The 24225-nt window shown below is 49.5% G+C and carries 20 protein-coding genes and 4 pseudogenes; 13 read left to right on the top strand and 11 right to left on the bottom strand.

The window, feature by feature from the left end; all coding sequences use genetic code 11:
• Positions 1–95: 95 nt before the first annotated feature.
• Positions 96–1107, top strand: a pseudogene (locus KP22_RS13665) (aminotransferase-like domain-containing protein); the annotation flags it as partial.
• Positions 1108–1301: 194 nt separating this feature from the next.
• Here the strand turns inward: KP22_RS13665 and fkpA are convergent.
• A complete protein-coding gene (gene fkpA / locus KP22_RS13660) occupies positions 1302–2120 on the bottom strand; it encodes an FKBP-type peptidyl-prolyl cis-trans isomerase (protein WP_039324754.1) in 819 nt (272 codons plus the stop codon).
• A 282-nt stretch (positions 2121–2402) separates the two neighbouring features.
• Between fkpA and KP22_RS13655 the strand changes: the two genes are divergently transcribed.
• Positions 2403–2621 carry a protein SlyX gene (locus tag KP22_RS13655; RefSeq protein WP_039304711.1) on the top strand — a complete coding sequence of 73 codons (219 nt, stop codon included), beginning with the start codon at positions 2403–2405 and terminating at the stop codon, positions 2619–2621.
• Positions 2622–2727: 106 nt separating this feature from the next.
• Here the strand turns inward: KP22_RS13655 and slyD are convergent, their stop codons facing one another.
• From slyD to kefG, 4 genes are all read right to left on the bottom strand, one after another.
• Entirely contained in the window at positions 2728–3300 is a 573-nt protein-coding gene (gene slyD / locus KP22_RS13650) for a peptidylprolyl isomerase (RefSeq protein WP_039324752.1), read from the bottom strand.
• Positions 3301–3419: 119 nt separating this feature from the next.
• On the bottom strand, positions 3420–3614 hold the full coding sequence (locus KP22_RS13645; protein WP_167333801.1) for a YheV family putative zinc ribbon protein: 195 nt from the start codon (positions 3612–3614) through the stop codon (positions 3420–3422).
• Between the two features lie 250 nt (positions 3615–3864).
• On the bottom strand, positions 3865–5676 hold the full coding sequence (gene kefB, locus KP22_RS13640; protein ID WP_039304716.1) for a glutathione-regulated potassium-efflux system protein KefB: 1812 nt from the start codon (positions 5674–5676) through the stop codon (positions 3865–3867).
• Position 5677: 1 nt separating this feature from the next.
• Positions 5678–6229 carry a glutathione-regulated potassium-efflux system ancillary protein KefG gene (gene kefG, locus KP22_RS13635; protein WP_011095532.1) on the bottom strand — a complete coding sequence of 184 codons (552 nt, stop codon included), beginning with the start codon at positions 6227–6229 and terminating at the stop codon, positions 5678–5680.
• A gap of 125 nt (positions 6230–6354) precedes the next feature.
• Here kefG and KP22_RS13630 point away from each other — a divergent pair, with 125 nt between their 5' ends.
• A complete protein-coding gene (locus KP22_RS13630) occupies positions 6355–8262 on the top strand; it encodes an ABC transporter ATP-binding protein (protein ID WP_039324750.1) in 1908 nt (635 codons plus the stop codon).
• 78 nt (positions 8263–8340) lie between these two features.
• Here the strand turns inward: KP22_RS13630 and KP22_RS13625 are convergent, their stop codons facing one another.
• The gene (locus KP22_RS13625; RefSeq protein ID WP_039304724.1) at positions 8341–8943 is read right to left on the bottom strand and encodes a LysE family translocator; all 603 of its coding nucleotides are present in this window, start codon (positions 8941–8943) and stop codon (positions 8341–8343) included.
• 106 nt (positions 8944–9049) lie between these two features.
• Here KP22_RS13625 and KP22_RS13620 point away from each other — a divergent pair, with 106 nt between their 5' ends.
• The 3 genes from KP22_RS13620 (at position 9050) to KP22_RS13610 (ending at position 11311) form a co-directional block, all read left to right on the top strand.
• Entirely contained in the window at positions 9050–10084 is a 1035-nt protein-coding gene (locus KP22_RS13620; RefSeq protein WP_039324748.1) for a hydrolase, read from the top strand.
• Positions 10081–10317: a YheU family protein gene (locus KP22_RS13615; protein WP_039304727.1), complete on the top strand. Its 237-nt coding sequence runs from the start codon at positions 10081–10083 to the stop codon at positions 10315–10317. The genes KP22_RS13620 and KP22_RS13615 overlap by 4 nt, the downstream gene beginning before the upstream one ends.
• Positions 10318–10441: 124 nt before the next feature.
• Positions 10442–11311, top strand: a complete 870-nt coding sequence (locus KP22_RS13610) for a phosphoribulokinase (RefSeq protein WP_039324746.1) — start codon at positions 10442–10444, stop codon at positions 11309–11311.
• A gap of 113 nt (positions 11312–11424) precedes the next feature.
• Here KP22_RS13610 and KP22_RS13605 read toward each other — a convergent pair whose 3' ends face one another.
• Positions 11425–11832 carry an OsmC family protein gene (locus KP22_RS13605; protein ID WP_039324744.1) on the bottom strand — a complete coding sequence of 136 codons (408 nt, stop codon included), beginning with the start codon at positions 11830–11832 and terminating at the stop codon, positions 11425–11427.
• A gap of 373 nt (positions 11833–12205) precedes the next feature.
• Here KP22_RS13605 and crp point away from each other — a divergent pair, with 373 nt between their 5' ends.
• Complete coding sequence (crp, locus tag KP22_RS13600) at positions 12206–12838, top strand: cAMP-activated global transcriptional regulator CRP (RefSeq protein ID WP_005969523.1); 633 nt, start codon at positions 12206–12208, stop codon at positions 12836–12838.
• Positions 12839–12965: 127 nt separating this feature from the next.
• Here the strand turns inward: crp and argD are convergent, their stop codons facing one another.
• The 3 genes and pseudogenes from argD to KP22_RS21785 all read right to left on the bottom strand — a co-directional run.
• The gene (gene argD, locus KP22_RS13595) at positions 12966–14192 is read right to left on the bottom strand and encodes a bifunctional acetylornithine/succinyldiaminopimelate transaminase (protein ID WP_039324742.1); all 1227 of its coding nucleotides are present in this window, start codon (positions 14190–14192) and stop codon (positions 12966–12968) included.
• 119 nt (positions 14193–14311) lie between these two features.
• Positions 14312–14887 (bottom strand): aminodeoxychorismate synthase component II, encoded by a 576-nt coding sequence (locus KP22_RS13590; protein WP_039324740.1) that lies wholly within the window; start codon positions 14885–14887, stop codon positions 14312–14314.
• Between the two features lie 212 nt (positions 14888–15099).
• Positions 15100–15213, bottom strand: a pseudogene (locus tag KP22_RS21785) (phage integrase N-terminal domain-containing protein); the annotation flags it as partial.
• A 1020-nt stretch (positions 15214–16233) separates the two neighbouring features.
• Here KP22_RS21785 and KP22_RS13585 point away from each other — a divergent pair.
• Both KP22_RS13585 and KP22_RS13580 read left to right on the top strand, forming a co-directional pair.
• A complete protein-coding gene (locus KP22_RS13585) occupies positions 16234–16593 on the top strand; it encodes a type II toxin-antitoxin system RelE/ParE family toxin (RefSeq protein ID WP_039304750.1) in 360 nt (119 codons plus the stop codon).
• Positions 16577–16900 (top strand): helix-turn-helix domain-containing protein, encoded by a 324-nt coding sequence (locus tag KP22_RS13580; protein WP_039304754.1) that lies wholly within the window; start codon positions 16577–16579, stop codon positions 16898–16900. The genes KP22_RS13585 and KP22_RS13580 overlap by 17 nt, the downstream gene beginning before the upstream one ends.
• A gap of 285 nt (positions 16901–17185) precedes the next feature.
• Here KP22_RS13580 and KP22_RS13575 read toward each other — a convergent pair.
• Positions 17186–18079, bottom strand: a pseudogene (locus KP22_RS13575) (IS110 family RNA-guided transposase); the annotation flags it as partial.
• 222 nt (positions 18080–18301) lie between these two features.
• Here KP22_RS13575 and KP22_RS13570 point away from each other — a divergent pair.
• The 4 genes and pseudogenes from KP22_RS13570 to pelC all read left to right on the top strand — a co-directional run.
• Positions 18302–18817: pseudogene (locus tag KP22_RS13570) on the top strand (IS630 family transposase); the annotation flags it as partial.
• 596 nt (positions 18818–19413) lie between these two features.
• Positions 19414–20538 (top strand): pectate lyase PelA, encoded by a 1125-nt coding sequence (gene pelA, locus KP22_RS13565; protein WP_039304756.1) that lies wholly within the window; start codon positions 19414–19416, stop codon positions 20536–20538.
• Between the two features lie 776 nt (positions 20539–21314).
• Entirely contained in the window at positions 21315–22439 is a 1125-nt protein-coding gene (gene pelB, locus KP22_RS13560) for a pectate lyase PelB (RefSeq protein WP_039304759.1), read from the top strand.
• Positions 22440–23054: 615 nt separating this feature from the next.
• Positions 23055–24179 carry a pectate lyase PelC gene (gene pelC / locus KP22_RS13555; protein WP_039324738.1) on the top strand — a complete coding sequence of 375 codons (1125 nt, stop codon included), beginning with the start codon at positions 23055–23057 and terminating at the stop codon, positions 24177–24179.
• The last annotated feature ends 46 nt before the right edge of the window (positions 24180–24225 follow it).

Here is a 24225-nt window from a genome sequence, read left to right as displayed (position 1 = left end):
CTCCTGATGAAGAGGATGAATGGATTGTGAAACGTATTTATAGATTTAAAATAGCTGGATATTCCCCACCATTTTCTTTACTGGAGGCAGACCAATTGTTCAAACACGCCCAGCTTGAATCAGTCAAAGCCTGGATTGGCGATCCCGCGCATGGTGCCTTGCCGCTGCATGCACGTATCCAGCGTGCGATTCGTCAGCTCATCCTCGATGGTATTCTCGACGTCGGGAAATCTTTACCTGCCTCGCGCGCGCTGGCTACATCGCTGGGAGTATCGCGTGATACGGTAGAATCGGCTTACAGCCAACTGCATGCAGAAGGATTCATTGAGCGTCGCGTTGGCAGCGGCAGTTTCGTGTCAGAGCGGGCAAAACGCCTTTCAGGACGCAGCAAAGCAAGGAAAGCAGAACTACATCTCAGTCAACGCGGCAACGCCATGTTCCAAAATGGCGGTGTACGTGATTTCATCATACCGCGCGCGTTCGCGCCCGGCGTGCCGGAAACACGCTGCTTTCCCCTCCAGACGTGGGAAAGACTGGAACGACAGGTGCTAAAAGAATATGGCACTCAGGCGCTGTTACATAGCCCCCCCGCAGGGTATGGAAGCGTTGAGACGAGCCATCTCGGATTACGTCAATCTCGAACGAGGAGCCCACTCCACGCCCGATCGCGTGTTAGTGTTGACCAGTTCCCAGCAAGCGCTAACGCTGTGTGCGAATGTGCTGATGGATGCTGGCGATAGGATTTTCCTTGAAGACCCTGTGTACCATGGCGCACGCAAGGCATTCGAGGCAGCCGGACTCACGTGCGTGCCGATACCGTTAGATGCTAATGGGTTACAGATCGATCGCCTACTTGAAGCTAGCAACGGAAACAATGCGCCCGCTAAAGCCGTATTCCTGACGCCCTCACACCAATTTCCAACCGGCGCGACGCTAGCGTTGGATCGAAGGCTAGCCGTTATCGAATGGGCTAGGCAGCACCAAAGCTGGATTATTGAAGACGACTACGACAGCGAGTTTCACTACGCAGGTAAACCCACCGCCTGCGTACAGGGACTCGCTCCGCATGAACTGGAAATTGCCGTCAAGACGTTGGCGAAGGTGTTACGCGCACTGTGCCGCTAATTGGCGGTAAGTGATGGTATGGAACCGTCACAGTCAGTTGGAAAATAGCTGTCAGACTGAAGATAAGCGTCATTGAAAGACGATTAGCGGGAAAAGGAATTCGATCGCAGGGAGTGGCTGTGAAACAAAAAAAACCGCAGGCCAGGCCTGCGGTCATATCGCCATAACAGCGATGCTTATTTAGCGGTTTTCGCTGCGGCGGCTGGTTTTTCAGCTTTCGAATCATCGGCTGCTTTCAGGTCAGCTTCAGATTTGATGTCCAACAGCTCGACGTCAAACACCAGCGTAGAGTTAGCCGGGATACCAGGTACACCGTTTTCGCCGTAGGCCAGTGCAGGTGGAATAGCCAGCTTGATTTTGCCGCCTTTCTTAACGTGCTTCAGGCCTTCAGTCCAGCCAGGGATGACACCGTCAAGACGGAAAGAAAGTGGCTCACCGCGTTTGTAGGAGTTGTCAAACTCGCTACCGTCAACCAGCGTACCTTTATAGTTCACCACTACGGTATCGCTGTCTTTCGGCGCGTTACCGCTACCTTCTTTCTCAACCTGATACAGAAGGCCAGATTCAGTTTTCTTCACGCCTTTTTCTTTGGCGAAGGACTCAAGATACTTGGTGCCTTTATCAGCGTTGTCTTTCGCATCTTGCTTCATCTTGGTTTCAGCAGCAGCTTTCACTTTACCTTCAAAGCCTTGCAGCGTTTTTTCGATTTCTTCGTCAGTCAGCTTGCTCTTATCAGCAAAGGCATCCTGAACGCCAGCAATCAGCTGATCCTTATCCAGTTTGATACCTAATTTTTCTTGCTCTTTCAGAGAGTTATCCATATAACGCCCTAAAGATGCACCTAACGCATAAGCCGCTGCCTGCTCATCGTTCTTGAATTTGGCTGTCGCAGTGCTCTCAGACGCCTGCGCCTTGTCTGCCGCCAGAGCCTGGCCCGCGTTCAGAGCCAGAGCCATCGTTGTTGCTAACAGCGTTACTTTAAACAGTGATTTCATCCATTTCTCCAGCATCTGGAGCGACGCGCTCCAGCCATCATTAAAATAAATTCGCGCCTACTATAACTGTGCGGACGAAGACAACACAACGACGCACTCGACAATCCTTTGATAAAAAACGTCAGGAAGCTTTTCCGACATCATTTGTATCGTCCTAAGGCCATCTGGCAACGATATGCCCCATTCCGGATACTTCATTGCGCCCTACTGCGACCGTTTTTACTACCAGAAGTTTCCGCTTTCTGACAAACTCGCGGATAACAAGAAGTAAGGGGAATACCGATGTCACAATCAGCACTCGAAGAACGGCTTGAACAATTGGAAAGCCGACAGGCCTTTCAGGAATTAACCATAGAAGACCTTAACCAAACGGTTATTCAACACGAGCGGGAAATTAGCCGCCTGCGTGAACACGTCCGGCTACTCACCGACAGGCTGCGCAACCAGCAAACGTCGCTGGTTGCCCCTCAGTCGGAAGAAACGCCGCCGCCGCATTATTGAGACGCCAGCAACGCCATATCGACGCTCACTCAAGCCAGATATAAAAAAACCTCAGGTGATATTCATCAACCTGAGGTTTTTTATGCGCTACAACTAATTAGTGTAATTAGTGGCAACCGCATCCACCGTGGCCGCCGCAGCCGCCTTTACCATGTTGGTGATCATGGTCGTGGCCATGACCGCCACAGCAGCCGTCGCCGTGTTCATGATCGTGTTCGCCATGAACGTGACCGTGCGCCAGCTCTTCTTCCGTCGCTTCACGGATAGCAACAACTTCAACATTGAAGCTCAGGTTCTGGCCTGCCAGCATGTGGTTACCGTCGACAACAACGTGATCATCTTCAACTTCGGTGATTTCAACCGGAACTGGACCTTGATCGGTCTCTGCCAGAAAACGCATGCCAACCTGCAACTCGTCAACGCCCATAAAGACGTCTTTCGGTACACGCTGAACCAGATTCTCATCATAGTTGCCGTAAGCGTCGCTGGAACCAATGTTCACATCAAACTTGTCGCCAGCTCCACGGCCTTCCAACGCCTTTTCCAGACCAGAAATCAGGGAACCGTGACCATGCAGATAGTCCAACGGCGCGCTCACCGGAGACTCATCAACCAACACACCGTCTTCTGTACATACCTGATAGGCCAAGCTGACCACCAGATCTTTTGCTACTTTCATGATATCTCCTACCGTTGGAAATCAAACTGGCGCAAATTGTAGCTGAAAAATGTCCCTATGTACCGTCTGGAATCAAAAAACGTCGACGGGTGATGGCATGCCACCATGACACCCATCCTTCATTCTGGCCGGAAGATCCCGATAATATCGCTAGCCTGCGGGGCTGGTGCTGCCGTGGATTCATCTGCCCGACTCTGGCGATATCCGCACTTTACGCACACCACCATCTCGACCTCATCCTCTCGTCCAACCGCTAGCGTGTCCTGAGCCTGACACGTCGGGCACACCGCCCCGGCAATAAAACGTTTACGCATGATAACTCCCATTCATCTCCGTTCTAAAATCTAGAACCTGGAATCTAGAACCTATTCTACTAGGCGTTATTGGCGCAGACAGTTTGGACTCGGACAGCGCGCAGAAACCGGAGCGTACACGTAGTACGTGAGGATTTATTCGCTTCGCTCCCCCTAAGGGCCGCCTCAAGAGGCGTTCAAACGCTATCGCGTTTGTGCGAGCACTGCCCAGGTTCAAAATGGCAAGTAAAATAGCCTAGAGAATAGGTTCTTACTCGTCGTCCTCATCCCACACACTGGGCCGACGCCGCTCATGCTGCATTTCCCGCTGGAAAATATCTTCCAGCTCACGGCGGGCTTCTTTCACGCGGGAGATTTGTGCAACATCTCCCGTCAACTGCGGCATCAATTCACGCAGCATACGCATATCCAGACGGCGGAAGTGCTGTTGCGCACGCATCGCCTGATGTGGATGCATGCCTAGCGTTACCAACGTTTTCCGCCCCAGTTCCAGCGCGCTGGAAAAAGTTTCTCGCGAGAAATGCCTTACGCCTGTCTGCAACAGCTCGTGGGCTTCAACACGCCCACGCGCACGCGCCAGAATCTCCAGATGCGGAAAATGCTGCTGACACAGATGTACGATTTCCATCGTATCTTCCGGCGCATTACAGGTGATCACAATTGAGCGAGCTTTATCCGCTCCCGCTGAACGCAGCAACTCCAGCTCCGTGGCGTCACCATAATAAACCTTGTAACCATAGCTGCGCATCAGACTAACCGCGCTAATATCGCGCTCCAAAACCGTAATTCGCATTTTGTTCGCCATGAGCAAACGACTAATCACCTGTCCGAAACGTCCGAAACCCACCACAATGACCTGCGGTTCGTCGTCTTCAACATACGGTTTCTCATCCGGCACGTCCTGCACGTTATAACGACGTGCCAGAATGCGGTCGATCGCTTGCATCAGCAGAGGCGTCGTCATCATCGATAGCGTCACCGTCACCAGCAACAGTGGCAACTGCTCCCCTTTCAATACGTTGAATGAAGCCGCAGCGGAAAACAGAACGAAAGCAAACTCCCCGCCCTGACTCAGGACGCCAGCAAACTGCAAGCGCTCGGAGCGGCGCATTCGGTTAATCCGCGCAAGGAAATAAAGGACAGCCGCTTTCACCGCCACCAGCACCAATACCGCAATCATAATCTTCACGATGTGGGTATAGAGAATGCCGAGATTTAGCGCCATCCCCACGGAGATGAAGAACAGCCCAAGCAGTAAACCTTTGAACGGCTCAATAGCAATTTCCAGTTCATGCCGGTATTCGCTTTCCGCCAGCAGAATACCGGCGATAAAGGTGCCTAGCGCCATAGAAAGCCCTAATGCTTCCATAAACAGCGCAGAACCCAGCACCAGCAACAGCGCTGCGGCGGTAAACACTTCTCGCACGCCAGATGCTGCAATAAAACGGAACAACGGTCGCACCAGATAGCGGCCACCGATTAGCATGCCGAGAAACGCAGCAACCTTCAGTCCAATCCGTTCCCAATCGCCGAAGTCACCCTGTACCCCAGCGAGAATAGGAATCAGCGCCAACGCAGGGATAACGGCTAAATCCTGAAACAGCAGGACAGAGAAGCCAAGCTGCCCCGACTCATTGCGGTTCATGCCTTTTTCGCGCATCAGTTGCAGCGCCATGGCCGTTGACGACATCGCCAGCCCCACACCGCCGATCAGCGCAGACTGCCACGAGAAGTCAGTCAGATATAAGGCACCACCCAGAATCAGCGCACTGAGGCCAACCTGAGCCGCCCCAACGCCGAAGATTGAACGGCGCAGCGTCCAGAGCTTTGCCGGATTCAGCTCCAGACCGATGATGAACATCAGGAAAACCACGCCCAGTTCCGAGAAGTGCAGGATAGCCTCCACGTCACGGATAAAGCCGAGCCCCCAAGGGCCAATGGCGATCCCGGCGATCAAATAGCCCAATACGGCGCCAATCCCTAATCGGGCAGCGATCGGTACGGCCACTACCGCCACAAACAAAAACAAGACTCCGGCGGTCAGTAGCGCAGAACTCTCCATATTAGCGTTCCTCTTCAGGTAAAGGGGAGGATAACCATTCACCGTAAGCTCTGGCTTGACTCGATAACACATCGGGCTGTAAACGGCGTGCCCAGTAAACAATCATGGGGCGCATCCAGTGCATACGACACATGGCGGCCGTCAGCTCAAACGGGCGTAGCAAATCATCCATGGGATAGCGATTATTACCATCAGCATGGTAAGCGTCTTCCGGTTCACCGGTCGTAATCACCGAACGCCAGTATTTGCCTGCCAACGCATTGCCGCCAATCCCATTGGCAAAGCCGCGGGATAACACCCTATCAAGCCACTCTTTCAGCAACGCCGGGCAGCTATAGGTGTAAAATGGGTGTTGGAAAACAATGATTTGATGCTCGCGCAGCAACTGTTGTTCGTGATGAATATCGATAAAAAAATCAGGATAGTGTGCATAAAGATCGTGCACGGTTACATTTGCCAACTGCTGCGCCGGTTGCAATAAGACGCGGTTTGCTACCGAGTCCTGTGGTTCCGGATGGGCATACAGCAGCAAAATCTTCGGTGGCTGCGACATCATTCCCCTCCAAAGCGTCGTCATGATAATCGTTTTCCGTTACCATGCAGCGCAACGACTAAAAACAGGACACCGCGTGTCCTGATATGTCCATAATTTAACATACTCTGAACATACGGCGCTTTATGATTGTTTTCTCTTCGCTGCAAATTCGACGCGGTGTACGCGTTCTGATCGACAACGCGACAGCAACGGTTAATCCCGGCCAGAAAGTCGGTCTGGTTGGCAAGAACGGCTGTGGTAAATCTACGCTGCTGTCATTACTGAAAGGTGAAATCAGCGCCGACGGTGGTAGCGCGACATTCCCACAAAACTGGTCACTGGCCTGGGTCAATCAGGAAACCCCAGCATTGGACAAACCGGCGCTGGACTACGTCATTGACGGCGACCGCGAGTTTCGTCAACTGGAAGCCGCGTTGCAAACCGCCAACGAAGAGAACGACGGCAACGCTATTGCCACACTGCACGGCAAGCTGGATGCCATTCAGGCCTGGACGATACAAGCCAGAGCGTCAAGCTTGCTCAGTGGATTAGGGTTTTCTCAGCCACAGTTGCAACAGCCAGTCAGCGCCTTTTCCGGCGGCTGGCGGATGCGTCTGAATCTGGCACAGGCGCTGATCTGTCGTTCAGACTTGTTGTTGCTGGATGAGCCGACCAACCACCTCGATCTGGATGCAGTGATCTGGCTGGAAAAGTGGCTGAAAAACTATGCTGGCACGCTGGTTCTGATCTCGCACGACCGTGACTTCCTCGATCCGGTAGTGACCAAGATTCTGCACATCGAGCAACAGTCGCTCAACGAGTACACTGGCAACTACTCCTCGTTTGAACGCCAGCGCGCCACCCGCCTCGCACAGCAGCAATCGCTCTATGAACACCAGCAGGAGCGTGTCGCGCATCTGCAACACTACATTGATCGATTCCGTGCGCAAGCGACCAAGGCCAAGCAGGCTCAGAGTCGAATAAAAATGCTGGAACGCATGGAGATGATTGCGCCAGCACATGTCGATAACCCTTTCCGCTTCAGCTTTCGCGCCCCGGAATCGTTGCCCAATCCTCTCATGAAGATGGAAAAGGTCAGCGCAGGCTACAACGACAAGCTGATTCTCGAATCCATCAAACTCAATTTAGTGCCAGGCTCCCGCATCGGGCTCCTCGGTCATAACGGCGCGGGTAAATCCACGCTGATCAAGCTGCTTGCTGGCACGCTTGCGCCGTTGAAAGGGGAAATTGGGCTAGCGAAAGGTGTGAAGCTCGGTTACTTCGCCCAGCATCAGTTGGAGTTCCTGCGTGCGGACGAGTCCCCCTTGCAACATCTGGTGCGTCTGGCAGAACGGGAAACGGAACAGCAACTGCGCGACTACCTCGGTGGCTTCGGTTTTCAGGGCGACAAAGTTACCGAGATCACCGAACGCTTCTCCGGCGGTGAAAAAGCCCGTCTGGTGTTGGCGCTAATCGTCTGGCAGCGTCCGAACCTCCTGCTACTCGACGAACCAACTAACCACCTCGATCTGGATATGCGTCAGGCGTTGACCGAAGCGCTAATCGATTTTGAAGGCGCGCTGGTTGTCGTCTCGCACGATCGACACCTGATCCGTTCCACCACCGACGATCTTTATCTGGTACACGATCAGAAAGTAGAGCCGTTCGACGGCGACCTGGAAGATTACCAACAGTGGCTGGTAGGCCTGCAACGTCAGGAAAATGCGGCCGATGAAACGCCAAAAGAAAATGCGGCCAACAGCGCACAGGGTAGAAAAGATCAGAAACGTCGTGAAGCCGAGTTGAGAACACAAACTCAACCGCTGCGTAAACAAATAACCAAACTTGAGCAGCAGATGGAAAAGCTGGGTGAAACGCTGGCAGTACTTGAAGCCCGACTGGCAGACAGTGCAATTTACGATATCAGTCGCAAAGCCGAACTCACTGACTGCCTGCAACAACAAACCAAAGTTAAAATCGAGCTGGAAGAAACGGAGATGTCCTGGCTAGATGCACAGGAACAGCTAGAACAGATCATGCAGAGCGAATAAATTTGGTATGCCTGAAAAGAGTCGCGAGCGAAAAACCGCTCGCGACGTTATCAATGCAGCATCAACGCAAAATCAGCATTAATGCCAGATCAACAAGACGCAGGCGGCGGTCAGCAGCCCCATTGACACGTTGAAGATAATCCACGCTTTCTTACTGCGCAGCAGTCTACCAATCATCGTGCCGAACCCGAGCCAGATGACACCGGACACCAGATTGACCAATACAATGCCGATGCTTATCGCGATCACAGAATGGTTATAGCCTTCGCCAGCCAGACTAAAACTGGCAACCGCCCCCAGCGCCATGAGCCACGCTTTCGGGTTCAGGAATTGCAGCAACCACCCTTGATAAAGCCGGATCGGCTGCGGCGGCGCAACGGACGTTTCCAACCGTTCGTAAGCTGCCGTGGCGATTTTCCACGCCAGCCAGAGCAGATAGGCACTGCCGAGGACTTTCAGGATAAAGTGCAGTGAAGGATAAATCAGAATCAAACTACCGACGCCGAATGCCACCAGCAGCAAAATGCTCTGCATCCCCAGCATGATGCCAACCATCAGCCACAGTGAACGCATAAAACCAAAATTCGCGCCCGAGGTGGTCAACAGCATATTATTCGGCCCCGGCGTAATGGCTGCCACCCACAAAAAACCCAACATCGAAAGAAATAAACTCAGTTCCATTATTTGTGGGCGCTCCTGACCCAAATGTCGTACCAACTGGCAGCATTGAAGCTAACAGTGTGATATTGATCGTACAAGAGCCGACAACAAGATTTTCATATCCTTTATGCATGACTATTTTCGTCCGCTAAGCGGCGCCCATAATCCGCATCTGCAAACGCTATTGCCGCGCCTGATTCGTCGTCACGCACAGTTCTCTCCAGTTTGGCAAGCACTCGAATTACCGGACGGCGATTTCGTCGATCTGGCGTGGAGCGAAGCGCCCAAGCAAGCCAGGCATAAACCGCGCGTGGTGTTGTTTCACGGATTGGAAGGCAGCTTTCATAGCCCCTACGCTCACGGTCTGCTACATGCCTGCAAACAGCGCGGCTGGCTGGCCGTTATCATGCATTTTCGTGGGTGCAGCGGTAAGCCCAACCGGATGAAGCGTATTTATCATTCCGGTGAAACCAGCGATGCCAGCTATTTTCTGCACTGGATGCAAGAGACGCTGGGCGAGGCTCCGACTGCCGCCATCGGCGTTTCTCTCGGCGGCAACATGCTGGCCTACCTGCTCGGCCAGCAAGGCGAAACCTGTTCCCTGTCCGCCGCCGTCATTGTTTCCGCCCCCTTGATGCTCGAACCCTGTAGCCGTCGGATGGAACACGGTTTCTCCCGCGTCTATCAGCACTATCTGTTGCGCCTATTGAAACAAAACGCTGGCCGCAAGCTGGCAGCCTACCCAGACACATTGCCGATTCAGTTACCTCAGTTGAAGCGAATTCGCCAGCTACGGGAGTTTGATGACGTCATTACTTCACGTATCCACGGCTTTCGCGATGCAGAGGACTACTATCGACGGTGTAGCGCGCTGCCACTGTTACCTCAGATTCGTAAACCACTGCTGATCATCCACGCGAAGGACGATCCTTTCATGACACCCGAGGTCATTCCCGATCTGTCGCAGTTACCGTCTAATATTGAGTATCAGCTCACGGAACACGGCGGGCATGTCGGCTTTGTCGGCGGCACATTGCTGAAACCGGAAATGTGGCTGGAACAGCGCATTCCCAACTGGCTTAGTCCATTCTTGGACCATGCCACCGATTCTTCAGAAACCATTCCCACTCAGGCACCCTTTTACTCAGGAAACATAGCGTGATTATTCCCTGGCAACAGCTCGATCCAGAAACGCTGGATAACATCATCGAATCTTTCGTGCTGCGCGAAGGCACCGATTACGGCGAACAGGAGCGTTCGCTGGCGCAGAAAGTCGAAGATATCCGTAGTCAGCTCCAATCTGGCGAAGTCGTTTTGGTATGGTCTGAATTACATGAAACGCTAAATATTATGCCGCGCGACCAGCTCAATGCCGGAGGTCATGCCCCTTATTGAGCATGGCGAAAGACGTGAAAGAACGCGTCAAACATGCTAACAATGGGAGCAATTACATCATTTTTGAGAATGCGCGCAGGCTCTCAGTCTATGCGGGCATCGCGATCACGGAGTCACGCGCCTTATGTCACATCAGCATCCGATTATTGCGGTTACAGGCTCCAGCGGAGCGGGAACAACGACCACTAGTCTGGCCTTCCGTAAGATTTTCCAGCAGTTTGATCTGCGCGCAGCCCAGTTGGAAGGTGACAGCTTTCACCGCTATACCCGCCCGGAAATGGATATGGCGATTCGCAAAGCGCGCGATTTAGGGCGACACATCAGCTATTTCGGCCCCGAAGCGAATGACTTCAGCCTGTTGGAACAGTCGTTTATCGAATACGGTCTGCACGGGCGCGGCCAGACGCGTAAATACCTTCATACCTACGATGAAGCCATTCCCTATAATCAGGTTCCTGGGACATTCACACCGTGGGAACCGATGCCGGAACCTACCGATATCCTATTCTACGAAGGGCTGCATGGCGGCGTGTTCACCGAACAAAACAACGTGGCACAGCATGTCGATTTGCTCGTCGGTGTAGTGCCGATCGTCAACCTTGAGTGGATTCAAAAGCTGATCCGTGACGTCAATGAGCGCGGCCACTCGCGTGAAGCGGTGATGGATTCCATCGTCCGCTCCATGGAAGACTACATCACCTATATCACGCCGCAGTTCTCTCGCACACATATCAACTTCCAGCGCGTGCCAACCGTGGACACCTCCAACCCGTTCGCTGCCAAATCGATCCCTTCACTGGATGAAAGCTTCGTCGTCATCCACTTTCAGGGATTGGATAATATTGATTATCCCTATCTGCTCGCCATGTTGCAGGGCTCGTTTATTTCCCACATCAACACGTTGGTCGTTCCCGGCGGGAAAATGGGGCTGGCAATGGAATTAATCATGGCACCGCTGGTGCAGCGGCTGATGGAAGGAAAAACGATCGAATAGGCATCGAGATACACGGGGCGACCACAGGGGTGAGGCCTCCCTACGGGAACCTCCCCCTGTGTTTCCCCTAATAACAGGCTTAAGTGACCAGAATTAGTGCCCAGTGAAAGAGATCAAGCCAGTACTCTAATTTCGTGACTGTGCGTCACTTCAACGGCTTTGCCCAGCATCAATGCCACAGAGCAATATTTTTCCGCTGACAGCTCAACGGCACGTTCGACGGCTTTATCGGTCAGCCCTTTCCCCGTCACGATAAAATGCAGATTGATATGGGTAAATAAGCGCGGCGCTTCAGAGCGACGCTCTGAGGTTAATTTCACCTCGCAATCCGCCACATCGTTACGGCCTTTTTGCAGAATCGACACCACATCAATCGCGCTGCATCCCCCTACCGACATCAATACCATTTCCATCGGACTCGGCGCTTTATCGCCAGAATTACCGTCCATCAATACCTGATGTCCTGATGCGGATTCGCCCAAAAACGTTAAACCTTCAACCCATTTTACCCGAGCCTGCATAATGCCTCTCCACTAAAAATTTTTTGAAAATTTATACCGTTACTGTACAAAAACCAGCGTTAATCAGAGCTTTGTCATGCTGAAGCGAGACAACACAAGACACATCCTTAAAGCTGTGTTAAAACGAAAATAGAATAGACCTTTTCTGGACAAACCCAGAAACGAAGAAGATGATGACGTAGCCAGAAATACCCAGCCACGTTTACGGTGCGGCAAGGCAGCAATCGAAAAACCAAGGGTACAGTGGTTCCAGTATATTCCCTGACGTCATTCTGCCTAGACTGAATTTTATTTTTTAGCAGTTAAACACGCCGTACAGGGAACTCTGACCCCTGTAATTTGCGCAGTGAATTACAACAGAGGATGATAGCGAATGGTTCTCGGCAAACCGCAGACAGACCCAACTCTCGAATGGTTCCTTTCCCATTGTCATATCCACAAGTATCCATCGAAGAGCACGCTGATTCACCAAGGTGAAAAAGCAGAAACGCTTTACTACATCGTGAAAGGCTCTGTAGCAGTGCTAATCAAAGATGAAGAAGGCAAGGAAATGATCCTTTCCTACCTCAATCAGGGCGATTTTATTGGTGAGCTCGGCCTATTTGAAGAAGGTCAGGAACGCAGTGCCTGGGTTCGGGCAAAAACCGCCTGTGAAGTGGCTGAAATTTCCTATAAAAAATTCCGCCAGCTCATTCAGGTTAACCCGGATATCCTCATGCGTCTGTCTGCGCAAATGGCAAACAGACTTCAAGTTACTTCAGAAAAAGTCGGCAACCTTGCCTTCCTTGATGTAACCGGCCGTATCGCCCAAACATTACTCAACCTGGCCAAACAACCTGATGCCATGACGCATCCAGATGGCATGCAAATTAAAATTACTCGTCAGGAAATTGGGCAAATCGTTGGCTGCTCGCGTGAAACCGTGGGCCGCATTCTTAAAATGTTAGAAGACCAGAATCTGATCTCTGCGCACGGTAAAACGATTGTCGTTTACGGCACTCGCTAATCCCTTGTCGCGGTACCCTACCAATAAAAAAGCGTGAGGCCTCTGGCATCACGCTTTTTTTATCACTCAATATTTATCAAAAAATGGTTTATCACGAAATAACGACTTATCACAAAATAGCGTGAACTCAGTTCGCCGTGTTAACCACTTGAGCGACGGCTTTAGCGAATTTCTCCATCCCTTGTGCAATATCATCTTCATCAATGATCAAAGACGGTACAAAGCGGATCACGTTCGGTCCCGCCATCAACACCATAAGCCCTTGAGCCGTTGCAGCAGCCAAGAACTCACCCGCACGGCCATGCCATTGCGGTTTTAGCTCAGCCCCCAGCAAAAGTCCCATACCGCGGACCTGATCAAATACGCCGTACTGCTGGTTGATTTTCTCAAGCTCACTGACAAAGCGATCGTGACGATCCGCTACGCCCGACAGCACTTCCTGCGTGTTGATGATATCCAGCGCCGCTTCAGCCACCGCACAGGCCAGTGGGTTGCCGCCATAGGTGGTGCCGTGTACCCCAACCGTCATGGCCGATGCGATCTCTTCCGTCGTCAGCATCGCACTAATCGGGAAACCACCGCCCAACGCTTTAGCGGTTGTAAGGATGTCAGGCGTAATACCATAGTGCATATAGCTGAATAGTTTACCAGTACGCCCCATCCCACTCTGCACTTCGTCAAACACCAGCAGCGCCTTGTGCTGATCGCACAGATCGCGAACGCCCTGTAAAAATTCAGGCGTAGCCGGAGTAATACCGCCTTCTCCCTGAATAGGCTCCAGCACGACGGCACAAGTGTGATCGTCCATCACCGCTTTAACAGCAGCCAGATCGTTAAACGGAACATGAACAATATCGGCAGGCTTAGGCCCGAAACCATCGGCATATTTAGGCTGTCCGCCGACCGAGACGGTGAACAGCGTCCGGCCATGAAACGCATTATAGAAGGCGATGATCTTGGTTTTATACGGACTATGGCGTTTAACCGCATAGTGACGCGCCAGCTTAAATGCCGCTTCGTTAGCCTCAGCACCGGAGTTAACAAAGAACACGCGGTCAGCAAAAGTGGCATCAATCAATTTGCTGGCAAGGCGTAGCGCAGGTTCATTGGTGAAAATATTGCTGGTGTGCCAGAGCTTTTCACCCTGCTGCTGCAATGCGCTAACCAGAGCAGGATGGCAATGACCCAGCGCCGTAACCGCAATGCCGCCGGAGAAATCGATATATTCACGACCGTCCTGATCCCAGACGCGACTCCCTTTACCTTTCACTGGTACAAACTTCGCGGGTGCATAAACCGGCAAAATCACCTTATCGTGAGTATCCCGTGTCACTGCTTTCTGCTCTGCTGCCATTTGCTGCCTCACTCTGCTGTCCATTATGTAGAAATGAAAATATAGTCAATAAATATGCATAAAAAATCAATCACAGGCAATATTAAATCGGTTCTTGAAAAGAATCACTCTCTATGTAATTAAATTTTAAGAAAATTATCCAGAAGTTGATTCCCTTGCTGGCTAAGAATACTCTCGGGGTGAAACTGCACCCCTTCTAGCGGTAAGGAGCGATGACGTATCCCCATAATCTCATCGCGCTGTCCTTTATATTCGCTCCAGGCCGTAACCTCAAAGCAATCAGGCAGCGAAGCAGAATCAATGATGAGTGAATGATAACGAGTGACCGTCAAAGGCTGAGCCAACCCAGTGAAAACCCCCATATCGCTGTGCGCAATCGCTGAGGTTTTACCGTGCATCACCTGTCGTGCCCGCACCACCCGCGCGCCGAACGCCTGCCCCATCGCCTGATGGCCAAGACACACACCCAGAATAGGCAATTTATCGGCAAAGTGACGAATAGCCGCGAGTGAAATCCCCGCCTCATCTGGCGTGCAGGGGCCGGGAGAAATCACCAATCGCTCAGGCGCAAGCCGTTCAATCTCACTCAGCGTCAGTTCATCATTACGCTTCACCACGACTTGTGCGCCAAGCTCACAAAAGTATTGGTAAAGGTTATAGGTAAAGGAGTCGTAGTTATCGATAATTAGCAGCATAAATAATTTAACTTATTGATATATAATAAACATGTTATTTGATTTTTCTTTTCATACCCGCACTAATACCCGCAATTTTTCTCGATACATTCTTACGGGCTAAAGCGATAAATGCCATTGTACCTGTCTCCAGCATGAAAGGGATGACAAGAAATTTACGCTAACAAAACGCTAAAGATACCCATGACCATGCAGCGGAACTCATCACACCCTGCCAGCAGATGACGGCACAGCCTGTCCATGATGCGGATACGGTCATGAACCGTCTTGTAGCTCCCGCCAGCCTATTTCGCCAGCGTGGTCATTTCACGACTTAATTTACTCATGCAACTTACCTCTCATAATTCAACTGGATGCTTTTCTCTGGCGCATGGGAAAGGGCAGAAACAATCGCAATTGACCTGCCTTGAACGATACCTGTGCGCCAGAGCGGACAGCAGTTGAGGTCTTGGGAGGTGTCGGCGATGCACTCGGTGCGGCCGCCTGCGGTTGCACGATTTCCTCTCAGGCGGTTAGGCCTGCCTCGGTATCGGTTCAATCTCCTGTAAAAAAAGCGATCAGTCCGGCACAAACGGGTGTGTCAGATTCATGACGCGGTGGGTGAGGTGCATGTCTCATGGGGCTGTAGGGTCTTCGGCTGCGGCGTCACTTTCATCCGTTGACACGGAAAAAGTGACGCCGGTGCAGACGTTGCCGCCAGGCGCGTAGCAGATGCCTGACGGCATAGCAACGCGTAGCCAGCACGTTCACACGCGCAGACGCAAATCATTGAGACGAGTAAAATCGAAGTCGCGCGATAACGCGAACTTACGAGGATAAACGCTGTTTAAGCCGCCTATGAAGTGAAATCACCACAACGATAAACGTTGCAGCTACGGCCAGTCTCCTACGGTATGGAAGCCGCTCTCTGGCTGGGTATAGTGAAGCCCACGGCAATGTTGGGCTTGAAGTAAAGTTTAGCGTAATCTTCATCGTCACGCTCGTAGCGGCGTTCAAACTACCTGACGACATCTGCTTTCAAAGGATGGCAGATTTACCACACGCAACTGAGCGTGTTCTTCCTTGCAGGCGATGGAAGAGTAAAAGTGTCGTGTGGTTGCCCGAAGGCGTCAGTCTCAGACCACGCTCCATTCCTTATGACTTTGGCAGTGTGACCACCCGAAGGCGCTTCTCACAGGTCACTCGTATCATCCCGATACTGGAAACATTGGTGGCTGTCATCGACAGCAGGATTTCATGGTCAAAAATACGACAAAGTTTTGCAGACTTCAAGCGCTTTGACTCTGCCAGAAAAGCGAGTAATCTAGCACTAAGTGCTATAGTTAAGGTTACAGGATGTCGGCCTGATGCGTGTATTCAAAACCAAATGGTTCACTAAGGCGGCTAAATCCCACGCCATCAAGGATAGCGAGTTATGTGAAGCTATTGAGGCGGTGATGCAAGGGAAAGCCGACGATCTCGGCGGCGGCGTTTATAAGAAGCGACTGAACCAGAATCGCGATCGCGCCATCATACTGGCGAAAGGTGGGCAGCACTGGTTTTACACATTCCTGTATGCCAAGCAAGATATGGCAAACATCGATAATCGCGAACTGGCCGGATTCCGCGAGTTGGCGAAACAATACGCAACCCTCGCCGATGAAAAAATTACGGCACTGATCAAGAGTAAAGAACTGGTGGAGATTTGCCATGACCGCAAAAAGTAAATTTAAGAGTCCTGCATTTGAGGCTATCCATAGCGCGGCTTCTGGATTATTCAGCGTCGACGCTATTCCACAGGAAACCATGCGCAACTTTGACAAAGCATGCCTCAACAGCGTGGACGATCTTCAACCTATTGAGATTAAGGCACTGCGTGAAAAGCTGAATGTCAGCCAGCCCGTTTTCGCCAGCTACCTGAACACCAGTGTTTCGACTGTGCAAAAATGGGAAAGCGGCGTAAAACGCCCTAGCGGATTATCGCTGAAACTGCTCACCGTGGTGCAGAAACATGGGTTGAAGGTGTTGGTTTGATCTATTGAACTGGTTATTTTGGGAGATAGATAGACGGTCAGTTATGTGCCAAAGCGGACATTACTAAATAGCTATATGGACACCGACCCAGTGCAAGCACGGGCAAATCTTTTTCTGACAAAGTAATCACACATATATCCGGCTTCGTGAGCCCCGATGAACATCCGTACTCTCTGGCCTCATTATCGCAATAGCCTGCTATGACCCAGCTATTTGTCAGGTTTACAGAGAGTCGGTTCTCCCTGTCAGCACATCAACGCTTTGGACTTCTTATAAATCATACTGTTATTTGGCAATATAATCCGTTCTCTGGTTTACCAGTGCCCAGGCCACCCTGGCATTTTTGTTCGCCAGCGCCACAATGGCCTTATTCACACCGCTCCGGACCATAATACCCTTCAGCCATCTCTGGAGGGCGCTACATCGCTCATCCGGGAGATTAACTGTACGATAAACCACAGGGCGGGCACCATGAATAAGCAAACCGCGCAGATAACCATCGCCACGCTTCGTTATTCCCAGAAGTCTGGTTTTACCGCCGCTGCTGTGCTCACCGGCCACTAATCCCAGATAACTCGCAAAATGCCGACCATTAGTAAAATCTCTACTGTCACCCAGAGTTATCGTCAGTGCCGATGCGCCCAGTGGCCCGACACCCAGAATATTCTCCAACCGGAGCGTATCCTCGTTTTGTGCACTCATCTGCTTCAGGCGTACATCCAGCGTTTTAATTCGTTGCTGGCAGTCCTGAAGTTCCAGCAACATCTCCTGAAACAGCTCTCGGCTGAGCGTGGTGAGTTCATTTTCCGCGTCTTCCAGATAATCGGGCAGACAGGCCATGACTTTATGGGCGGCTTCCGGTATGGCGATACCGTATTCCAGACTCAGCCCCCTGAGCTGATTAATCAGCGCCGTTCTGTTTTTCATCAGCCGCTGGCGAACTCGGTGCAGACACTGAATATCCTGCTGCTCAATGCTTTTTCCCGGTACGTAGCGCATACCTGGACGACTATCAGCCTCAACAATAGCGGTGGCGTCATTTTTGTCGTTTTTATTTCCCATTCGGAAAGGTGACACATACTGCGGGCTGATTTGTCTGACGTCATGCCCGAATGTCTTAAACTGGCGGGACCAGTAATTTGCACTACCACACGCTTCCATTACAATTCTGGACGAGGGTTATGGCGTACTGCATACGCAGCAACCCTATGAAAGAAACTATCAGGTGAAATAATCAATAAAAGCTCTTGACCGGATAAGACGGTTACTCAGTCCAAGTTGTGCGATCTGATCAATCGCCAAACATCACAAATCACCAACCGGACTGAGCGATGCCGATCATAGCAGCAATCCCTGATGACGAACGACGACTAATGCGTAAAGAAGCCCAACAAACTCACCCATCCGGTATTTTATCAGGATGACGTGGATATCGACCTGAACCCGAAAATCGGCGCGGACTGGATGCGCAAAGGGCAACAGAAACGTATTACTACGCCGGGACATAACCAAAAATATTATCTGGCGGGTGCACTGCATTCGGGAACGGGACGAGTTCATTACATCGGCGGCAGCAAAAAGTGTTCTGATTTATTTATCAATCTGTTAGAAACGTTACGGCGCACATACCGGCGAGCGAAAACCATTACGCTGGTCGTTGATAACTACATCATTCATAAAAGCCGCAAGGTGGAAAGCTGGCTGGAAAAAAATACGAAGTTCCGGTTGCTGTTCCTGCCCACGTATTCGCCGTGGCTGAACCCCATCGAGTTGCTGTGGTTGTCGTTACACGAAACGATAACGCGAAACCATCAGTGCCGGTATATGTGGCAGTTATTAGAACAGGTAAAGCTATTTATGAATGCCGCTTCGCCGTTCCCCGGCAATCTGCATGGTCTGGCTAAAGTGGAGCGGTAATATGTGAAGCTATTTACCATCTCTAAGTAATAAATTAGCACGATAATAATTATATCGATAATAATTGATGTAATTCTACAACAAGTACCGTTATTAATAGGTAATATTTATTACCCCCTATAAAAAACGATTTTTCTGAAATCATTTTTAACAAAAAAATAATAACTAAAAATCCCTTATGAATTAATTACGTTTTTTGAACTGGCAGGTTAGCTCACGGATTTTATCTTTCTTACCAATGTTTATTTTTAACTTTTGACGACGATCACAATTGCTAAAGAATGAATAAAACCATAGATATAACGCGGATAAAAACAAAGAATAAAACCCAAATAAAAACACAAAACATTGATTTTAATTACTTTAAATAGAAACTGGTTTCTATTTAAATGGAATAGACACAAATCATCTCAGTTGCCCCCTGCCATTTAATTAATATATTTATCGACCCATCTTGTATTGTTTGTTTTTTCTGTTAACACTTAGCTCGGCCTTATAGACAAACCTTAATTTCATTTTTTTTGAAACGGCCATTTTATTACACAGGGTGTGTAGTGATAAATACCCAAAAAATTCTATGTCAAGGAGAGTACACAATGAAATACCTACTGCCTTCTGCAGCCGCTGGGCTGTTGCTGCTCGCAGCCCAACCGACAATGGCGGCAAACACGGGAGGTTATGCCACTACTGACGGCGGCGACGTTTCCGGTGCCGTGAAAAAAACTGCACGTTCTTTGCAAGAGATCGTCGATATCATTGAGGCAGCGAAAAAAGACTCAAGCGGTAAAGCTGTCAAAGGTGGGGCCTACCCGCTCGTGATTACCTATAACGGTAATGAAGATGCGCTGATTAAAGCGGCTGAAGCCAATATCTGTGGCCAATGGAGCAAAGATCCGCGCAGTGTAGAAATCAAAGAGTTCACCAAAGGGATCACCATCCTTGGTACCAATGGGTCTTCCGCTAACTTCGGTATCTGGGTAATTAACTCTTCCAATGTTATCGTACGTAACATGCGCTTCGGCTATATGCCGGGTGGCGCAAAAGATGGCGATGCTATCCGTATTGATAACTCACCGAACGTCTGGATCGACCACAACGAGATCTTCGCTAAGAACTTCGAATGCGCCGGTACGCCAGACAACGACACCACCTTTGAATCGGCTATCGATATCAAGAAAGCCTCAACCAACGTGACGGTATCGTACAACTACATCCATGGCGTGAAAAAGGTGGGGTTGAGCGGTTCAAGCAATACGGATACGGGTCGTAACCTGACTTACCATCACAATATTTACAGCGATGTAAACTCACGTCTGCCGCTGCAACGTGGTGGTCAGGTGCATGCTTACAACAACCTGTATGACGGCATCAAAAGTTCAGGCTTTAACGTCCGTCAGAAAGGGATCGCGCTGATCGAAAGCAACTGGTTCGAAAATGCCCTCAACCCTGTGACCGCACGTAATGACGACTCTAACTTCGGTACCTGGGAACTGCGTAATAACAACATTGCCAGCCCGTCTGATTTTGCTAAATACAAAATCACCTGGGGTAAACCGTCCACACCGCACATCAATGCGGATGACTGGAAGAGCACCGGAAAATTCCCTGCAGTTCCGTATAGCTACTCCCCGGTTTCCGCACAGTGCGTGAAGGACAAACTGGCGAACTATGCTGGCGTAGGTAAAAATCAGGCAGTACTGACAGCAGCTAACTGTAAATAAACGCATTAATCCCAGCATATTTACTCAGCGCTGGGTTCCTTCTGAGCGAGCTGTTTAGGCTCGCTCATTTTTTAATGCGCATCACGTTAAACTGTCAGCATGATCTCCATAACAACAGTCTTCATGTTAATGATTATTTCTTGAATAAGAAGGTATCGATACAAGCGTATTTCTCTTTTATCACGAGCAGAAATAGCACATAGAAATTAACAGTAATTATTTCTTAACAAACTAAAACTTAATATACAATTAACTTCATAACAAAAATTTGAATACACCTGTAGTACTATATTTTGGCTTAGGGTAGTTTTTTACGTTAGCCAGAGTCCTCTTCACAATAAAAATAGCGTTCTTAAATCAAACCAATGAAGAAACTTGGCAAGCTAATTTCCGTCAAAAAAAACAACCTACTGATTTTATATTATTTTAATAAGAATATAGTTTCCTATAAAACCCAAACTACTCAACCATTAGCATTACAAAATGTTTCCACCGTAATAAATTTAACATTTAACCCTTGAATTGAACTTATTTTTTGACCACACTCCCCCTTGGTTTTTCATCAAATTTAAATTCATTTTTGTTGAAAAATTTGCATACCTAAATAATTCGAATTTCAGAACAAAACGTTGGCCCGTTAGGGCGAAGCACACGCCCGTGTGCCAAGTAACGCAGCCAACGCACATGCAATTTGAAGTATAACGGGTATACCTGTGACATCGGGCATATGGAGCGATAAATGCCCATGAAAATACTATTCCAAGGAGACAGTCATAATGAAATACCTATTGCCTACGGCAGCCACTGGATTGTTATTACTCGCGGCTCAACCAGCAATGGCAGCCAATACGGGCGGCTATGCCACCACGAATGGTGGAGAAGCTTCCGGAGCCGTGAAAAAAACGGCACGTTCGATGCAAGAAATCGTGGATATCATTGAAGCCGCGAAAGTGGATTCAAAAGGCAAGAAAGTCAAAGGCGGGGCTTACCCGCTCATCATCACCTATAACGGTAATGAAGATTCATTAATCAAAGCGGCTGAAAAGAATATTTGCGGCCAGTGGAGTAAGGACGCACGCGGCGTACAAATCAAAGAGTTCACCAAAGGAATTACCATCCAAGGTACCAATGGTTCATCCGCCAACTTCGGTGTCTGGATCGTGAATTCCTCTGACGTCGTAGTACGTAATATGCGCTTTGGCTACATGCCAGGCGGTGCCCAGGACGGTGATGCCATTCGTATTGATAATTCACCGAACGTCTGGATCGACCACAATGAGATCTTTGCCAAGAACTTTGAGTGTAAAGGCACACCAGACAATGACACGACTTTTGAATCAGCCGTCGATATCAAAAAAGGGTCAACTAACGTCACGGTATCCTACAACTATATTCATGGCATCAAGAAAGTCGGCCTGAGCGGCGCAAGCAACACGGATACGGGACGCAACCTGACTTACCATCACAATATCTATCGCGATGTTAACTCACGGCTACCTCTACAGCGTGGTGGGCTGGTTCACGCTTACAACAACCTGTATGACGGCATCACTGGCTCCGGTTTTAACGTTCGTCAGAAAGGGATCGCGCTGATCGAAAGCAACTGGTTCGAAAATGCACTTAACCCAGTGACCGCACGGAACGACAGCTCCAACTTCGGCACCTGGGAATTGCGTAACAACAACATCACCAAACCAGCAGACTTCTCCAAATACAACATTACCTGGGGTAAACCGTCCACACCGCACATCAATGCGGATGGCTGGAAGAGCACCGGTAAGTTCCCTTCCATTTCTTATAAATACTCGCCAGTTTCAGCGCAGTGTGTGAAAGACAAGCTGGCAAACTATGCTGGCGTAGGTAAAAATCAGGCAGTACTGACAGCAGCTAACTGCAAATAAACGCGGTCATATCCCCTCAAGCGAGCGCTAAGAGCTCGCTTATTTTTTATGGCAACTTACTTGAGGCATATCTAATAAATAATTACCATTATGAATCATGCTAATTATTTTAAATTGAAATTAGTTGAGTTGTTAATTAATAAAATACCATTCTGTAATTGAGGGATAAACGATAAAAACAATTAATCATTAACACTCAACTAATTAACAACCTGATCGGAGTTAATTATTTTTTAACACTACTATCTCAGTGGTAAAGTTTTACTTATTTCTTGATATCGCTCACAGTTATCACCGCTATAGAAGCGCCTTCATCAAAAAACAATAAACCGAAATATAATTTCATTTTATATAAAACCAATCAGCTCACTTATTTTATAAAAAATGAAAAATTTAATACCTTTTAAAATAAAGACTTATTAATAAACAAGATTTCCCTGTATTATTGAGTCGATATATTTTACATATGAATGTTGAATTATTTTATTTTTATGATAAAACTTAATCGGGGTTTTAATAAACCTCATTTTCATTTTTATTGAAACAACAAAAATATAAACCGGGTGATGTGGAACATTAATACCCGAAAAATTCTATTCCAAGGAGAATACCCTAATGAAATACCTACTGCCCTCTACAGCCGCTGGGCTGTTATTGCTTGCAGCCCAACCGACGATGGCGGCCAATACGGGAGGCTATGCTACCACTGATGGTGGTAACGTTTCCGGTGCCGTAAATAAAACAGCACGCTCCATGCAAGATATCATCGATATTATTGAAGCGGCAAAGCTGGACTCCAAGGGTAAGAAAGTCAAAGGAGGCGCTTACCCGGTCGTCATCACCTACAACGGTAATGAAGACGCACTGATCAAAGCCGCTGAAAACAATATCTGCGGCCAGTGGAGTAAAGACGCTCGCGGTGTGGAAATCAAAGAGTTTACCAAAGGGATTACCATCATCGGGACCAACGGATCTTCCGCCAACTTCGGGATCTGGCTGACAAAATCATCCGACATTGTTATACGTAATATGCGCTTTGGTTACATGCCGGGCGGCGCGCAAGATGGCGATGCCATTCGTATCGATAACACGCCGAACGTCTGGATTGACCACAACGAGATCTTCGCGAAAAACTTTGAATGTGCAGGAACAAAAGACGGTGACACCACATTCGAATCAGCGATTGATATTAAGAAAGCCTCGACCAACGTGACCATTTCGTACAACTACATTCATGGTATCAAAAAAGTGGGGCTGAGCGGCTTTAGCAGCAGCGATACGGGCCGTGATCTGACATACCATCACAATATTTACGACGACGTTAACGCGCGTCTCCCACTGCAACGTGGCGGCCAGGTTCACGCATACAATAACCTGTATACCGGCATCACCAGTTCTGGCCTGAACGTACGCCAGAAAGGGATTGCGCTGATCGAACGTAACTGGTTCGAGAATGCAAAAAACCCGGTGACCTCACGTTACGACGGTTCCAACTTCGGCACCTGGGAACTGCGTAATAACAACGTCATGAGTCCAGCCGACTTCGCGAAATACAACATCACCTGGGATAAAGACAGCAAGCCCTACGTGAATGCCGAAGACTGGAAAAGTACCGGCACGTTCGCTTCTGTTCCCTACAGCTACTCTCCGGTTTCGGCACAGTGTGTGAAGGACAAACTGGCGAATTATGCTGGCGTGAACAAAAACCTTGCCGTGCTGACAGCCGCAAATTGCAACTAATCGCGAAGTGTAAAGTGTAATAAGCGGACTTCAGGATCCTCCCCTC

Source organism: Pectobacterium betavasculorum, from assembly GCF_000749845.1.
GTDB classification, from domain to species: domain Bacteria; phylum Pseudomonadota; class Gammaproteobacteria; order Enterobacterales; family Enterobacteriaceae; genus Pectobacterium; species Pectobacterium betavasculorum.
This window is presented reverse-complemented; position numbering and strand designations above follow the sequence as displayed.

Bases quoted from the DNA above. Each gene is read 5' to 3' on its own strand.
- KP22_RS13645 (WP_167333801.1), bottom strand. From the start codon at position 3,614: ATGCGTAAACGTTTTATTGCCGGGGCGGTGTGCCCGACGTGTCAGGCT.
- crp (WP_005969523.1), top strand. From the start codon at position 12,206: ATGGTTCTCGGCAAACCGCAGACAGACCCAACTCTCGAATGGTTCCTT.
- pelA (WP_039304756.1), top strand. From the start codon at position 19,414: ATGAAATACCTACTGCCTTCTGCAGCCGCTGGGCTGTTGCTGCTCGCA.
- KP22_RS13605 (WP_039324744.1), bottom strand. From the start codon at position 11,832: ATGCAGGCTCGGGTAAAATGGGTTGAAGGTTTAACGTTTTTGGGCGAA.
- fkpA (WP_039324754.1), bottom strand. From the start codon at position 2,120: ATGAAATCACTGTTTAAAGTAACGCTGTTAGCAACAACGATGGCTCTG.
- kefG (WP_011095532.1), bottom strand. From the start codon at position 6,229: ATGTCGCAGCCACCGAAGATTTTGCTGCTGTATGCCCATCCGGAACCA.
- kefB (WP_039304716.1), bottom strand. From the start codon at position 5,676: ATGGAGAGTTCTGCGCTACTGACCGCCGGAGTCTTGTTTTTGTTTGTG.
- pelC (WP_039324738.1), top strand. From the start codon at position 23,055: ATGAAATACCTACTGCCCTCTACAGCCGCTGGGCTGTTATTGCTTGCA.
- KP22_RS13580 (WP_039304754.1), top strand. From the start codon at position 16,577: ATGACCGCAAAAAGTAAATTTAAGAGTCCTGCATTTGAGGCTATCCAT.
- KP22_RS13620 (WP_039324748.1), top strand. From the start codon at position 9,050: ATGCATGACTATTTTCGTCCGCTAAGCGGCGCCCATAATCCGCATCTG.
- KP22_RS13655 (WP_039304711.1), top strand. From the start codon at position 2,403: ATGTCACAATCAGCACTCGAAGAACGGCTTGAACAATTGGAAAGCCGA.
- KP22_RS13585 (WP_039304750.1), top strand. From the start codon at position 16,234: ATGCGTGTATTCAAAACCAAATGGTTCACTAAGGCGGCTAAATCCCAC.
- KP22_RS13610 (WP_039324746.1), top strand. From the start codon at position 10,442: ATGTCACATCAGCATCCGATTATTGCGGTTACAGGCTCCAGCGGAGCG.
- argD (WP_039324742.1), bottom strand. From the start codon at position 14,192: ATGGCAGCAGAGCAGAAAGCAGTGACACGGGATACTCACGATAAGGTG.
- pelB (WP_039304759.1), top strand. From the start codon at position 21,315: ATGAAATACCTATTGCCTACGGCAGCCACTGGATTGTTATTACTCGCG.
- KP22_RS13625 (WP_039304724.1), bottom strand. From the start codon at position 8,943: ATGGAACTGAGTTTATTTCTTTCGATGTTGGGTTTTTTGTGGGTGGCA.
- KP22_RS13590 (WP_039324740.1), bottom strand. From the start codon at position 14,887: ATGCTGCTAATTATCGATAACTACGACTCCTTTACCTATAACCTTTAC.
- KP22_RS13630 (WP_039324750.1), top strand. From the start codon at position 6,355: ATGATTGTTTTCTCTTCGCTGCAAATTCGACGCGGTGTACGCGTTCTG.
- slyD (WP_039324752.1), bottom strand. From the start codon at position 3,300: ATGAAAGTAGCAAAAGATCTGGTGGTCAGCTTGGCCTATCAGGTATGT.